The sequence below is a fragment of the Deinococcus alpinitundrae genome (assembly GCF_009982895.1).
In the GTDB taxonomy this organism is placed as follows: Bacteria; Deinococcota; Deinococci; order Deinococcales; family Deinococcaceae; genus Deinococcus; species Deinococcus alpinitundrae.
Window position 1 is genome coordinate 65,192 of the sequence record NZ_WXZL01000008.1, and the last position, 13,288, is coordinate 78,479.

General features: G+C 65.0%; 14 protein-coding genes. 10 read left to right on the forward strand and 4 right to left on the reverse strand.

The window, feature by feature from the left end; genetic code table 11:
• The first annotated feature begins 34 nt into the window (after positions 1-34).
• On the forward strand, positions 35-1,276 hold the full coding sequence (gene glgC / locus GUI70_RS09315) for a glucose-1-phosphate adenylyltransferase (protein WP_161882038.1): 1,242 nt from the start codon (positions 35-37) through the stop codon (positions 1,274-1,276).
• 260 nt (positions 1,277-1,536) lie between these two features.
• Here the strand turns inward: glgC and glyA are convergent, their stop codons facing one another.
• Positions 1,537-2,769: a serine hydroxymethyltransferase gene (gene glyA, locus GUI70_RS09320; protein ID WP_161882039.1), complete on the reverse strand. Its 1,233-nt coding sequence runs from the start codon at positions 2,767-2,769 to the stop codon at positions 1,537-1,539.
• Between the two features lie 69 nt (positions 2,770-2,838).
• Here glyA and GUI70_RS09325 point away from each other — a divergent pair, with 69 nt between their 5' ends.
• From GUI70_RS09325 to GUI70_RS09340, 5 genes are all read left to right on the forward strand, one after another.
• Positions 2,839-3,612, forward strand: a complete 774-nt coding sequence (locus tag GUI70_RS09325) for a VC0807 family protein (protein WP_161882040.1) — start codon at positions 2,839-2,841, stop codon at positions 3,610-3,612.
• A gap of 23 nt (positions 3,613-3,635) precedes the next feature.
• Positions 3,636-3,995, forward strand: coding sequence for a polysaccharide deacetylase family protein (locus GUI70_RS09330; RefSeq protein ID WP_161882041.1), 360 nt, complete (start codon positions 3,636-3,638; stop codon positions 3,993-3,995).
• A 70-nt stretch (positions 3,996-4,065) separates the two neighbouring features.
• The gene (locus tag GUI70_RS24975) at positions 4,066-4,191 is read left to right on the forward strand and encodes a hypothetical protein (RefSeq protein WP_272952865.1); all 126 of its coding nucleotides are present in this window, start codon (positions 4,066-4,068) and stop codon (positions 4,189-4,191) included.
• Between the two features lie 60 nt (positions 4,192-4,251).
• Positions 4,252-5,347, forward strand: a protein-coding gene (gene prfB / locus GUI70_RS09335; protein ID WP_161882042.1) for a peptide chain release factor 2 whose coding sequence is annotated in 2 segments (ribosomal slippage) — positions 4,252-4,296 and positions 4,298-5,347 — 1,095 coding nt in all. Because the reading frame shifts where the segments join, the coding sequence is not laid out codon by codon here.
• A gap of 15 nt (positions 5,348-5,362) precedes the next feature.
• Complete coding sequence (locus GUI70_RS09340) at positions 5,363-5,779, forward strand: hypothetical protein (protein ID WP_161882043.1); 417 nt, start codon at positions 5,363-5,365, stop codon at positions 5,777-5,779.
• Between the two features lie 62 nt (positions 5,780-5,841).
• Here GUI70_RS09340 and GUI70_RS09345 read toward each other — a convergent pair whose 3' ends face one another.
• Together GUI70_RS09345 and GUI70_RS09350 are read right to left on the reverse strand one after the other, a co-directional pair.
• Entirely contained in the window at positions 5,842-6,555 is a 714-nt protein-coding gene (locus GUI70_RS09345) for a hypothetical protein (protein ID WP_161882044.1), read from the reverse strand.
• Entirely contained in the window at positions 6,555-7,265 is a 711-nt protein-coding gene (locus GUI70_RS09350) for a phage holin family protein (protein WP_161882045.1), read from the reverse strand. Before GUI70_RS09350 ends, GUI70_RS09345 begins: the two co-directional genes overlap by 1 nt.
• A gap of 67 nt (positions 7,266-7,332) precedes the next feature.
• Here GUI70_RS09350 and GUI70_RS09355 point away from each other — a divergent pair, with 67 nt between their 5' ends.
• The 4 genes from GUI70_RS09355 (at position 7,333) to GUI70_RS09370 (ending at position 11,490) form a co-directional block, all read left to right on the forward strand.
• Positions 7,333-8,031, forward strand: a complete 699-nt coding sequence (locus GUI70_RS09355; RefSeq protein ID WP_161882046.1) for a class I SAM-dependent methyltransferase — start codon at positions 7,333-7,335, stop codon at positions 8,029-8,031.
• Between the two features lie 104 nt (positions 8,032-8,135).
• On the forward strand, positions 8,136-9,053 hold the full coding sequence (locus tag GUI70_RS09360; protein ID WP_237724808.1) for a phytoene/squalene synthase family protein: 918 nt from the start codon (positions 8,136-8,138) through the stop codon (positions 9,051-9,053).
• Positions 9,054-9,113: 60 nt separating this feature from the next.
• A complete protein-coding gene (gene crtI, locus GUI70_RS09365) occupies positions 9,114-10,763 on the forward strand; it encodes a phytoene desaturase family protein (protein WP_161882047.1) in 1,650 nt (549 codons plus the stop codon).
• A gap of 235 nt (positions 10,764-10,998) precedes the next feature.
• The gene (locus GUI70_RS09370; protein ID WP_161882048.1) at positions 10,999-11,490 is read left to right on the forward strand and encodes a transcriptional regulator; all 492 of its coding nucleotides are present in this window, start codon (positions 10,999-11,001) and stop codon (positions 11,488-11,490) included.
• 110 nt (positions 11,491-11,600) lie between these two features.
• Here the strand turns inward: GUI70_RS09370 and rpoD are convergent, their stop codons facing one another.
• Positions 11,601-13,247: an RNA polymerase sigma factor RpoD gene (gene rpoD, locus GUI70_RS09375; RefSeq protein WP_272952866.1), complete on the reverse strand. Its 1,647-nt coding sequence runs from the start codon at positions 13,245-13,247 to the stop codon at positions 11,601-11,603.
• Positions 13,248-13,288: the final 41 nt, after the last annotated feature.

Below are 13,288 nucleotides of genomic sequence, written 5' to 3' on the forward strand. Positions count from 1 at the left end.
CGTTCACCTTCTCAACCATCATCAGGGGGACTCTATGAAACCACGCGTACTGGGAATGATTCTCGCGGGCGGTCAAGGCTCACGCCTCTCGCCGCTGACGATGCGGCGCTCCAAACCCGCCGTGCCGTTCGGGAGCAAGTACCGCATCATCGATTTCGCCATCAACAATTTCATCAACTCGGGCTTGTTCAGCATCTACGTGCTGACCCAGTACAAGGCCCAGAGCCTCACCGAGCACATCCAGCGCGGCTGGCGCTTCGGCACCTTCCTGAGCGACTACTTCATCACGCTGGTTCCGGCGCAGATGTACCGCTTCGAGGAACTCGGCCCGGTGTGGTACCGGGGTACCGCCGACGCCGTCTACCAGAATCTGCATCTGGTGGGCAACCATGACGCCGACTACGTGGCCATCTTTTCGGGCGACCACATCTACAAGATGAACGTCGAGCACATGCTCCAGCAGCACATCGATTCGCGCGCCGACATCTCGATCGCCGCCTACCCGATGCCGCAGGCACAGGCGCACCAGTTCGGCATCATGCACGTGGACGAGAAGTGGAAGGTCACCGACTTTCTGGAAAAGCCGAAAGATCCGCCCAGCATTCCCGGTCAGCCCGGCACCAGCCTGACCAGCATGGGCAACTACATCTTCTCGCGCCGTGCCTTGGAAGAGTTGCTCGAAACCAACATGGCGGGCGGCGAGGAGGGCTTCGATTTCGGCAAGGACGTGATTCCGCGTGCGCTGTCGGACGGCTACAACGTCATGGCCTACGATTTTCACAAGAACCCGATTCCCGGCCAGGACCGTCCCAATCTGTACTGGCGCGACGTGGGCACGCTCGACGCCTACTTCGAGGCCAACATGGACTTGGTGACGGTCAATCCGGAGTTCGACATCTACAACGGCGAGTGGCCGCTGCGCACCAGTAGTGAGTTCTCGCCGCCCGCCAAGTTCGTTCACGAATCCGAGGGACGGCGCGGGCAGGCCTTCAACAGCATCATGGCCGGGGGCACCATCATTTCCGGCGGCACCGTGCGTGACAGCGTGCTGGGCCGCGCCGTGCATACCCACTCGTACTCGCTGGTCGAGAGCGCGGTGCTGTTCGATAATGTGCAGATTGGCCGCCATAGCCAGATTCGCCGCACCATCATCGACAAGGACGTGATCGTGCCGCCCGGGACCAAAATCGGCCACGATGTCGAGCATGACCGTGCCAGAGGATTTACCGTGACCGACAACGGCGTGGTGGTGGTGCCGAAGAGCTACACCTTCTGAGCGTGTCGGCTGTCAGTGAAGTGCCGCCTTTAAACAGGGTGTGACTGAGAGCCGATAGCCAGGGATCTGAAAGAGCGTCCGGTGGTAGGGGAGAGTGACCTCCAGTTCGGGCACTTCGGACAGGAATTCGGTTTTCTGTTGTCTACGGGATCCAGAAGAGGTTCGATCTCACTGTCTCTCCTCTCTATTTCCCCGCCAGCCGATAAAACACGGGCCGCGCCCATTTAAGGCGCGGCCCGGTTTCGTTGCTCCCGCCTCGCTTACGGCAGATCGAAACCGCCCATCCAGTCGTGAACCTCAGCCTTCACGTTCTCGCCCCGGAGTGCTCTGTCGATCAGGTTGGCGATCTTCGGCATGTCGCTCTCGACCATCCCGCGCGTGGTCACGGCGGGCGTGCCGATGCGGATGCCGCCGCCGTGCAGAATCTTCTCGGTATCGAACGGCAGCGTGGACTTGGAGATGGTGATGTGCACGGCGTCGAGCGCTTTGGTGGCCTTGGTGCCGTTGAGACCCTGAGGACGCAGATCGAGGACGAACAGATGGTTGTCGGTTCCGCCCGACACCACCCGGTAGCCGAGCGCCTGGAACTCGGCGGCCAGCGCCTGCGCGTTCTTGATGATCTGGGCGCTGTAGGTCACGAATTCGGGGGTGAGCGCCTCGCCGAAGGCCACGGCCTTGCCCGCGATGACGTGTTCCAGCGGCCCGCCCTGGTGACCGGGGAAGATGGCCCGGTCGAGCTTGGCGGCGATCTCCATGTCGCTGCTCAGCAGCAGACCGCTTCTCGGGCCGCGCAGCGTCTTGTGGGTGGTGGTGGCGACGACGTGCGCGTGCGGCAGCGGGCTGGGGTGCAATCCCGCTGCTACCAGTCCGGCGATGTGGGCGATGTCGGCAAACAGAATCGCCCCCACCTCGTCGGCGATCTCGCGGAACGCCGCGAAGTCGATGATCCGGCTGTAGGCGCTCGCGCCCGCGATGATCATCCTGGGTTTGTGTTCGTGGGCCAGTCGCCTTACTTGCGCCATGTCGATGCGCTCGGTTTCGCGGTCCACCTGATAGCCGACGATCTGGTAGCGCATGCCCGAGAAGTTGACCGGCGAGCCGTGGGTCAGGTGGCCGCCGTGCGCCAGGTCCATGCCCAGCACCGTGTCGCCCTGATTGAGGAGGGCGCCGTAGACCGCGATGTTGGCGCTGCTGCCCGAGTGCGGCTGCACATTGGCCCAGGCGGCTCCGAACAGTTGCTTGGCCCGCTCGATGGCCAGCAACTCGACCTTATCCACGACCTCGCAGCCGCCATACCAGCGCTTGCCGGGATAGCCCTCGGCGTACTTGTTGGTCAGGATGCTGCCCACCGCCTCGCGCACGGCAGCGCTGGTGAAGTTTTCCGAGGCGATCAGCTCCAGCCCATAGCGCTGGCGCTCGGCTTCCTCCTGAATCAGATCGAAAACGGCGGTGTCGCGCGGCCCGGCGGCTGGTCTGGCGAGGGTGTCAGTCATGCTCCGAAGCGTAACACAGCCGTGCCGGGCGGCCCGGGAAGTCGTCTGTCCGTGCTCTACACTGAGGTTGTGCTGAAGTCGGCCAAACCAACAACCAGCGGACGGCGGGTCGTCTGGCAGCGCCTCGTTCGCCTCAGCCTCGACGTGGTCTTTACCTTCGTGCTGCCCTACGTCCTGCTCAATCCCATTCCGTTCGGCCTGCCCGACCTGTCGCTAAGCCTGGGCAACTACGGCGTCTACGTGTTGGCGGGCGTGCTGCCGACCCTCTACATCGTTCTGGATACCCTGCACCGCAAGGTGCTCAATCCGTTCAGCCTCTTTTTGCTGGCCGGAGCGCTCAGCGGTGCGGCGGTCAGCTTTCTGCGGCTCGACGGGGTGGCCTTTGCCCTCAAAGACGCGCTGCACTCGGCCCTGCTGGTGCTCGTCTGTGGGGTGTCGCTGCTGCTGAGGCGGCCCCTCTTCGAATTCCTGTTCTACGGTCTGGTGTCGCCGGAAACGCCGCAGCGCAAGCAACTCCTCAGCGCCGCGCTCTCGCGGCCCCAGGTGCGCCGGGCCCTCGGCTGGGCCACCGGGCTGGTCGCCCTCAAGGCCCTGCTGCTGGGCACAGTCAGCTACGCGGTGGCCATATGGCTGGTGACACTGCCGTTCGGCGTGGCCGGGTTCAATGCCCAGGTGGCCCGCGCCCACGCCCTCACCTTTCCGGCCGCTATCATCCTCGACCTGCTGTTTTACGGTGCGGCAGGCGGACTGACCCTGCAGGCCACGCGCCGCCTCACCGGGGGCCGGGCCTGGCCCTGGCAGGAGGGCTTCTGGGCCGAACTGGAGCGTTCTACCTCCGGTTGATCTGTGGTCTTTGGCTTGCATTCGTGAACCACCTCGCGCTGCTGGCCTTGCTGCTCTCCTCGGCCCAGGCCATGCTGCTGCGCCCCTCGCTGAACGCCTCCGGCATCGTGACCCGCAAGCCGCAGCCTGCCGGAGTCGGGCGGCCCAGAGAAGTCGCCCTGACCTTCGACGCCGACATGACGCCCGGCATGGAGGGCGAACTCCGCAGCGGCAAGGTGAAGAGCTTTGACAACGAGGCGGTGGTGCGGGTGCTCGAGGAGACCCGGACGCCTGCCACCTTCTTTCTGACTGGCATGTGGGCGCAGGTGTACCCGGCCTCAGCGCTGTCGTTGGCCCATATCGAGCGCTCGCCGCGGTCTTCACGGCAGTCCACTGGGACGTGATCGGCGGCGACGCCAATCAGCCCGACCCGGCAGTGATCTTCAAGGACGCCGGGTCCAGGTCGGCAGCATCGTGGTGCTGCACGTCAGCGGCGGCCATGCGCCCGCCACCGGCCTGGCGCTCCTAGACATCATCGCGGGCCTGAAGGCCGAGGGCTACCACTTGGTCACGGTGAAGACACTGCTGTCCCGGCCCTAGCCGCTATACTCTCTGTCTGCCTGCTGAGCGCGCACTGCGAAACAGCAGAAGGGAGAGGCCATGCAAGAATTACTGGAAAAACTGGCCGCGCTCCGGGAGTATCTTTGACGTTCCCGGCAAAACGCGCCGCCTCAACGAACTCGACCGCGATCTGAGCAACCCCGATCTGTGGAACAACCCTGAGCGCGCCCGGAACGTCAACCAGGAAGCCGGGAGTCTGCGAAAAATCGTGGACGCCTACACCCGCTTGCAATCCGACGCCGACGGCTTAGCAGAGATGCTGGAGATGGCGACCGCCGAGGAAGCCGAGATGCTCGCTGAAGAGCAGGCCCGCCTTCAGCGTGATGTGGACGAACTGTACCGCGAGACGCTCTTCATCATGAAGCACGCCGATGCGGCGGCCATCGTCCGGGTCAAGAGCGGCGCGGGCGGCACCGAATCGCAGGACTGGGCTGGGATGCTCGAACGGATGTTCATGCGCTGGGGTGAACGCCGGGGCTACAAGGTCGAACTGCTCGACCAGCAGGACGGCGACCAGGCCGGGATCACCTCGGCGGAATTCATCATCCGGGGCGAGAAGGCCTTCGGCATGCTGGCTCCCGAAAACGGTGTGCACCGGCTGGTGCGGGTTTCCCCCTTTGATTCCAACAACCGCCGTCACACTTCTTTTGCCAGTGTGGACGTGGTGCCGGAAGTGCCAGTCGAGGAAATCAACATCCACATTCCCGACTCGGATCTGCGCCGCGACGTGTTCCGCTCGCAGGGTGCGGGCGGGCAGGGCGTCAACACCACCGACTCCGCCGTGCGCCTCACCCATATTCCTACCGGCATCGCGGTGGCCTCGCAGGTGACGCGCAGCCAGATCAAGAACCACGACATTGCCCTGCAGATTCTCAAGCAGCGCCTGTACGACATCGAGATGAAAAAGCGCGAGGCCGAGGAAGCGGCGGCGCGCGGCGAGCAAAAGCAGATCGAGTGGGGATCGCAGATTCGCAGCTACGTGCTCGACAAGCAGTACGTCAAGGACCACCGCACTGGGGTGATGCGCCACGATTCATCGGGCATTCTGGACGGCGACCTCGACGAGTTCATGTGGGCGGGCCTGGAGTGGCTGGCGGGCAAGCGGGCCGCCGAGGAACTGGACGTCGAGGAGTGATCTTTCTCCCTTACCATGACTGAGTTCGACGCCCTGCAACACGCCGTCGAGCGCTCGGCGTCCAAGCGGCAGGCCGAGACGCGGGCCTGCGAGGCGTTTCTGACGGCGCTCTATCACGCGCTCAGGCACGCCAGCGGGCCGGGCCTGCCGCTCAACAACGTCACGACCGAAGTGGCCACCGATCCGGTGGTGACCTTGCGGCCCCCGCCGCTGGGAGCCTGGCACGCCGCTTGGTTCCGGCTGGGCCTGTGCGAGGTACGGGTGCGGGTGCGCCGCGACGGAGCCGACTTCGTGGGCGAATACGGTCCGCAGGGGCAGTTCCGGCTGCATCTGGTAAGTGAGGCCGATCTGCTGGCCCTGGGTCGCCAGATGATGCGCCACTTGACCGACCTCTACGAAAGTGATGCCCAGCCGCCGCGCCTGAAAAATTAGCTCTCGGCGCTCCAGCAAGCGGCCCGGCCTGATGAAGGTCCGGGCCGCTTGCTGTGCTCGATTTACTTCTGCAAATTGGTTTTTGGCACGTCGGGTGTGACGACCTCGGTCTTGGTGTCTGCCGGTGCGGCTCCGGCAGCGCTGACGGCTGGCACGATCGGCGCGGCGGCGTCCGAGATCACGCTGCCGAACTGATCGGCGTGGGCCTTCTCGGCGGGGACCCGGAAGTCGCGCACCGGCACGTCGCGGGCGGCGTAAGCGACCTCCCCAGCGGCCTGCTGGGCGGGCGTCAGGTTGAGGTTGCCGCGCTCGTCGGCGTGGGCCTTCTCGGCGGGGGCACGAAAGTCGCGAATGACGACGTCCTTGCTGGGCCGGGGCGGGCGGGGCGTCTTGCCCGCATTGTCGGCCTGCTGGCTCAGGTTCTGGGCGAGTTCTTCGAGCTTGGGGGCAATAAATCGGTCCTGCACGATCTTGAAGGCCAGCGTGCCGAGGGTCGCCAGCAGCGCGCCGCCGATGTTCCCGGCGGGCCCCTTGTAGCGGGCTTGCGCCTTGGCGAACGCCTTCTGATCCTTCTTCGAGAGCGTGTCGTCCACGTAAATCTTCTTGGTCTTGCTCAGCGAGCGCCCTAGCACGATACCGATGACTGCGCCGACGCCGGTGGCGATGCCGAGCATCTTCAGCGGCTCTTTTTGGAGCTGCACCTGCAAGCTGGCCTGCTGGCCGAGCTGGTCCACTGATTCCTGCAGCCGCATCCGGGCGTCCTCGCGCTCACTCATCAGTACCCCTCCTTTTTCATGTCGTCTTTGTAGGTCGGCACGGTGCTCACGCTGATCCCCTCGGGCGCGGTGCTGGACTTGTCCGGCACCTGGGGTCCGGCGTCCTGGCTGTGGGTCTTGCCCGGTACCGGGTTGTGCTCGCCCGCGTTACGACCGGCGGCCAGTGGCGTGCTTGGCCCGGCGACGCTCCGACCATCCCGGCCCTGATCGCCTTTGAGGTCTTCCACCTTGGCCGCGCCGTGCAGATGGACTTGCTGCACCCGTCCGACCTGCTGGCCCGGCGGCACCGAAGCGCGGCCCGAGATGAGTTCCGGATCACCCCGCAGCTCACCTTCCTGCTCGGTGTAGGGGGTTTTGAGATCGTAGTCGTTGTCTTGCATGGGGTCTTCCTTGACTTTGGCCGACAGTCGGCCCAGGCCGATGACCACCAGCACGCCCGCCAGCCCGAAGCTCGCCAGCGCGATGAAGAAGGCGGCGGCCCAGGCTCCCAGCCCCAGCCGCATCAGGCCGTAAAAGAGTGCCAGAATGATGAAGATCAGGCCCAGAATGAGCGGTCCGGTGGCGGCCAGCAGCAACACCACACCCAGTCCCTTGGCCTTGACGGTGTCGGTGGCGCGCTTGGTCAGCACGCCTGCCTCGGTCTTGATCAGATTCACGGCAGCGTCAAAGACATCAATCAATGACCCGCCGAGACCTTTGTTCTGTTCCATAAAAACCCTCCGTGCCGACGCTGGCTGCCTTGGGCAGCCGTGGTCATCTGCCTAGCATAATGGCAGCATGACCATCCCCGGGCAACTTGAAGAAAGGGTAAACGACTCCGGTTTCGCGCTAGCGGCAGTGAGCGCGCCTCCAGGCTCCCCGGCGGAGCGCACGCCAGCCCAGCGCAGCAACCTGCTGACCCTCACGGCGCTCGGCTACCAGTCGTGGCGCGAGCAGTCGCTGACGCTGCTCACCGGCAGGCCGCTGCCGCTTTCGCGCGAGGCGGCCTACTTCGGGGCACTTTGCCGCCCACAGGCGGGTCAGGCCTGGCTCGATATCGGCACCAGCAGCGGCTTTTACGCCGGGGTGTTGGCCCGTGCGGGTGCCCGGGTGCTGGCCTGCGACATCAGCCCGGCCATGCTGAAGGTCGCGGCCCGGCGCGAAACGAGTCCGCTGATTCAGTACGCCCTGCTCGACGCCGAGCGCAGCGGCCTGCCGGATCAGAGCTTCGACGGCGTGACCATCGGCGCGACCCTCAACGAGACGGCGCGCCCCCGGCAGATGCTGGCCGAGGCCGCCCGCTTGCTACGCCCCGGTGGGCAACTCTGGCTGATGACGCTGGCCCGCGACGGCTCCGGTCTCCAGGCGGCGCTGGGCCGGTTCGGGGGCCTGAGCTTTCCCGACGAGGCCCAGCTTCACGCCTGGCTCCCGCAGCTTGAAGCCGTCGGCAGCTGGCGGCGGGCCAACGTGCTGTTCGGCCAGTGGATCAAGGCGTGAAGCGTTCCGGTTCATATGGCAGCGCTACTTGCCGAGAAGTCTGTAAGAATGTGCTCTCTCTGTGGCCTGCCGCTGCGTTTACACTGCAACCCTAAGGAGGAGACGTGCAAGACGGTCACCCACGCGGCTGGACCCCGGAGCAACTCGGCGCTTTGCAGCATTGCCGGGAGCTGACCAGGCACCACTCCAAGACGTTCTATTTCGGCTCACGCTTCTTTCCGGCCGTGCAGCGCGAAGCGGTCTGGGCGGTGTATGCCGCCTGCCGTCAGGGCGATGACATCGTGGACGAACCGGGCGGCGGCGAGGCGGCGCTCGAAGCGTGGTGGCTCACCACGCGCACGGCGCTGCGCGGCGACCCGGTCCAGGCGACCAGCTTGGCCCAGCCGGTGTCCACGGCCCTGCACTGGGCGGCCCGGCGCTACCCGCTGCCCGAGGAGGCGTTTCACGAGCTGTATTTGGGCTTGCAGATGGATCTGCGCATGGACGCGGGCGGCACGCCCTACCGCACCTTCGGCGAACTCGAACTCTACTGCCGCCGGGTCGCGGGTGTCATCGGCTTCATGATCGCGCCGATCTCGGGTTACAGCGGCGGCAATCAGACCCTGGAGTACGCCCTGAGACTTGGCCAGGCCATGCAGCTCACCAACATCCTGCGCGACGTGGGCGAGGACCTGTCGCGGGGCCGCATTTACCTGCCGCACAACCTGATGGCCCAGTACGGCGTCAGCCGCGCCACCCTGGAAGCGGGCCAGGTCACGCCGCCCTACCGCGCCCTGATGCGTTTCCTGACCCAGCAGGCCCGCGACTGGTACCGTGAGGGCCGCGCCGGGCTGCCGTATCTGCACGGCTCGGGGCGGCTGGCGGTCACGGCGGCGGCCCGAGCCTACGAGGGCATTCTCGACGCCCTGGAAGCCAACGATTACGATAATTTCAGCCGCCGCGCTCACGTCAGTGGTCCGCGCAAGTTGCTGATGCTGCCGGGGGCCTGGTGGGAAGTGCGCTCCAGTCCCAGCCCGGTCTGAGCTGTTCGCCACAGGCCCTCCCCTGATCCACCGTTCATCCCGCTTTCCCGAGGATTTTTCATGACTTCTGCTTCGATTCCAGCGTCCGAGATTCAACCCGCGCTCGCCGAGCCGTTTAGCCCCCGCCGCAAGACCGCGCTGATCATCGGTAGCGGCATTGGCGGCCTGAGCCTGGGCATCCGCCTTCAGAGCCTGGGCTTCAACACCACCATCCTGGAGCGCCTCGACGCGCCGGGCGGACGGGCCTACCAGCGCCAGGTCAACGGTTATACCTTCGACATGGGGCCGACGGTCATCACCGTGCCGCAGTTCATCGAGGAACTGTTCGCCCTCCAGCGCGATCAGGCCCGGCTCTCGGCTCCCGATTTCCCGAACGGCGGCGACCCGGCTCCCACCGAGCGGCCCCACACCGAGAAGTACGTCAAGTTGGTGCCGATCTCGCCGTTTTACCGCATCTATTTCGATGACGGCACCTTCTTCGACTACGACGGCGACCCGCAGCGCACCCGCGCCCAGATCAAGGCGCTGGCCCCTGAGGACCTCAGCGGCTACGAGCAGTTTCAGCGCGACGCCGGGGCCATTTTCGAGCGCGGCTTTCTCGAACTCGGCTACACCCATTTCGGTGATTTGCCCACCATGCTCAAAGCCGTGCCGGACCTGCTCAAGCTCGACGCGGTCCGCACCCTCTTCTCGTTTACCCGCAAGTACTTCCAGAACCCCAAGATGCAGCAGGTCTTCTCGTTCGAGACCCTGCTGATCGGCGGCAACCCGCTGAGCGTTCCGGCCATCTACGCCATGATCCATTTCGTCGAGAAGACCTGGGGCATTCACTACGCCGTCGGCGGCACCGGGGCGCTGGTGCGCGCCTTCGTGCAGAAGTTCGAGGAACTCGGCGGCACCATGCGCTACGGCGCGGGCGTCTCGGAAATCGTCACCGAGAAGGAGGGCCGTCAGCCGGTGGCGCGCGGTGTGCGACTGGAGGGCGGTGAGGAGCTGTCTGCCGATATCGTCGTAAGCAACGGCGATTGGGCGAATACTTACCTCAAGCGCCTGGACAAGAAGGTCCGCAAAGTCAACTCCGACACCCGCGTCAAGCTCTCGCCGCAGAGTATGAGCCTGCTGGTCATCTATTTCGGCTTCCGCGATGACCCTGAGCGCCCCCTCAAGCTGCGCCACCACAACATCATCCTGGGGCCGCGCTACGAGGAACTGCTGCGCGAGATCTTCGGCAAGAAGGTGCTGGGCCAGGATTTCAGCCAGTACCTGCACGTGCCCACCCTGACCGACCCGGCGCTGGCCCCGGCGGGTCACCACGCCGCCTACACGCTGGTGCCGGTGCCCAACAACGCCAGCGGCCTCGACTGGGCCGTGCAGGGACCGCGCCTGGTCGACCGGGTCATGGGGATGCTCGACGACCGGGGCTACATTCCGGGGCTGCGGAGCCGCCTGACCCACCTTGATTACGTGACGCCCGATTACTTCGAGCAGACCCTCGACAGCCACCTGGGCAATGCCTTCGGGCCGGAGCCGCTGCTGGCCCAGTCGGCTTTCTTCCGCCCGCACAACCGCTCGGAAGACGTGACCCACCTGTACATGGTCGGCGCGGGCGCGCAGCCGGGCGCGGGCACCCCCAGTGTCATGATGTCAGCCAAGATGACGGCCCGCCTGATTGCCCAGGACTTCGGGATTCACCCAGAGATCGTCGGCTGAGCTGACAGCTCCATTTCTTCAAGCTTGATTTGCCGAAAAGAGACATAAACTCACCAGACTTGGATGATTTTATGTCAAAATAGAAAAGTTGAGCCTGATTCAAAATTTCGGCGCAACGACTGACACTCATAGACCTATTCGCACCCACTGATTCGACTGATTTTCGCGCTTCTGCTGGCGCTTTCACCCGAACTGTTCGGGTTGGAAAGCCGCCGCCCACTGCCTCGGAGGCCCAATGTTCAATCCCCCCACCGTCGAAGACCTGCAAGAAACCCGCCGCGCCAACGAGAAGCTGGTGCTGGCCGCCCTTGACAGCAAGCCTGAATGGGTCGAAACCGAACTCGCCAAGACGACCAGCCTGGCCCTGTCGCACCTGCGCGCCGCGCTCGCCAGCCTGCTTGACCAGGGCCGGGTGCGCCGCCTGCCCGGCACCGGCACCCGCGCCGTGTACGGTCTGGCCGATCCTGGCCTGGCCGACGTGCCCGCCACCCCGCTGACCGCCGACGCCAAGAAGATCCGCGATTACCTCGAAGGCCGTGCCGACAGCGCTCTGCACATGGCCGAGCAGCTGCGCATGACCCGCGAGGACATCATGGCGGCGCTCAGCTTGCTCAATGCCCACAAGCAGATCACCTGCACCTTTGTCGGCAGCTTGGTGGTCTTCCGGTTGCGTGAGGCCCAGGCCCTGATCGATCAGAAAGACACCAAGAAAAAGCAAGTGGCCTGAGTTCACCGTAAAGGAGCGGCGGCCCGGTTCGGGTGCGCCGCTTTTTTGTACGGTCTCAGCAAAGCGCCGAACCTCCACTGTGGGGGTTCGGCGCTCTCCATTCGCTGACCTCAGTCCAGAAAGTCGCGCAGCTTGCGGGTGCGGCTCTCGTGGTACTTGAGTTTACGCAGCGCCTTGTTCTCGATCTGGCGGATGCGTTCGCGGGTCACGTTGAAGCGCTGGCCGACTTCCTCAAGCGTGTGCTCGCGTCCGTCAACGAGTCCCTTGCGGAACTTCAGCACCATCGCCTCGCGCTCGGTCAGCTTGCCCAGTGCCTTTTCCAGCTCCTCGGAAAGCAGCGTCTTGGCGGCGTTCTCGACAGGCGAATCGAGGTTCTCGTCGGGAATGAAATCGCCGTAGAAGCTGTCTTTCTCGTCGCCGATAGGCGTTTCGAGCGACACCGGCTCCTGAGAGACTTTCTGAACTTCCTCGACCTTGGGCGCGTCCCAGCCGGGTCCCATCGCCTCGGCGATCTCCTCGTAGGTGGGTTCGCGGCTGAGTTCCTGCTGAAGCTGCCGGGCGGTGCGGGTCAGCTTGTTGATGGTCTCGACCATGTGGACCGGGATGCGGATGGTGCGCGCCTGATCGGCGATGGCCCGGTTGATGGCCTGGCGAATCCACCAAGTTGCGTAGGTCGAGAACTTGTAGCGGCGGCGGTACTCGAACTTCTCGACGGCCCGGATCAGGCCCTGGTTACCTTCCTGAATCAGATCGAGAAAGCCCAGCCCGCGCCCGGTGTACTTTTTGGCGATGCTGACAACCAAGCGCAAGTTGGCCTCGATCAGGCCCTGGCGGGCTGCCGCGCCGTCTTCCATCTGGCGCTTGAGGCGGCGCTGGGCGCGTTCTTCGAGGTCGGGTTCCTCCTCGTAGCCCTTTCTGGCTTCCTCACCTTCCTCGATGCGGCGGGCCAGCGCGATTTCCTCTTCCAGGGTCAGCAGCGGCACCCGCCCGATCTCGTGGAGGTACTGGCGCACCGGGTCGTTGGACACGGCGCGGGGCATGTCGTCGAAGTATTTTTCCTCTTCTTCGGCTTCTTCCTTTTCCTTTTCCTCGGCCTCGGCGTCCTCTTCCTCGTCGTCCTCGTCGAGGTCCTGGATTTCGATGTGCTGGCTCTGGATGTAGAGCTGCAACTCCTCGAAGGCGTCGGCGCTCTCGGGATCAAGGCCCGCCGCTTCCATCGCGGTGGTCAGGGCCGCGGCAATCTCCTCGGCGCTGAGAATGCCCGCCGCCTTGCCGGTCTTGAGCAGCTCCTGAATGCTGGCGTGCTGGTAGTACGGCTTTTCCTGAGCGCTGCTGGCCGCCGCCTTGCCCGCTTTCTTGGCGGGTTTGTCAGTCTTATCGGCGGTGCTGGCAGACCCGGCTTTGCTGGCTTTGGCGGGCCTGGGCGCGGCGTCGGCGCTGGCCGCTTCCCCGGCTTCACTGGCCGCAGTCTTGGCCGCTGCCTTCTTGGGAGCCGCCTTGGTAGCTGGTGCTTTCTTGGCCGCTGGTTTGCTGGCCGCAGCGCCTTCCGGCGTGGCCTGGCTCTCTGTGTTCTGGTCCAGCGGGGCGCGCCCGGCGGCGTTGGTTTCAGCGGTGTCGGCTTCGGCGGAACTGACCGCCGGGGTCTTGGCCCGCGACTTGACGGTGGCCTTGGACTTGGGTGCGGCGGGGAGGTTGCTTCCCAGAACAGGGGGGATGGGCGGTTGGATTTTTTTGCGGCGGGGGGATTGTTCAGCCATGCTTGCTCCAAGGTGGCCCCAACGAAACAGGCCAGAGGTGG

Coding starts and splice junctions, on each gene's coding strand:
- GUI70_RS09355 (WP_161882046.1), top strand. CDS start 7,333: ATGACCATCCCCGGGCAACTTGAAGAAAGGGTAAACGACTCCGGTTTC.
- rpoD (WP_272952866.1), bottom strand. CDS start 13,247: ATGGCTGAACAATCCCCCCGCCGCAAAAAAATCCAACCGCCCATCCCC.
- glyA (WP_161882039.1), bottom strand. CDS start 2,769: ATGACTGACACCCTCGCCAGACCAGCCGCCGGGCCGCGCGACACCGCC.
- crtI (WP_161882047.1), top strand. CDS start 9,114: ATGACTTCTGCTTCGATTCCAGCGTCCGAGATTCAACCCGCGCTCGCC.
- GUI70_RS09350 (WP_161882045.1), bottom strand. CDS start 7,265: ATGGAACAGAACAAAGGTCTCGGCGGGTCATTGATTGATGTCTTTGAC.
- GUI70_RS09370 (WP_161882048.1), top strand. CDS start 10,999: ATGTTCAATCCCCCCACCGTCGAAGACCTGCAAGAAACCCGCCGCGCC.
- GUI70_RS09345 (WP_161882044.1), bottom strand. CDS start 6,555: ATGAGTGAGCGCGAGGACGCCCGGATGCGGCTGCAGGAATCAGTGGAC.
- glgC (WP_161882038.1), top strand. CDS start 35: ATGAAACCACGCGTACTGGGAATGATTCTCGCGGGCGGTCAAGGCTCA.
- GUI70_RS09340 (WP_161882043.1), top strand. CDS start 5,363: ATGACTGAGTTCGACGCCCTGCAACACGCCGTCGAGCGCTCGGCGTCC.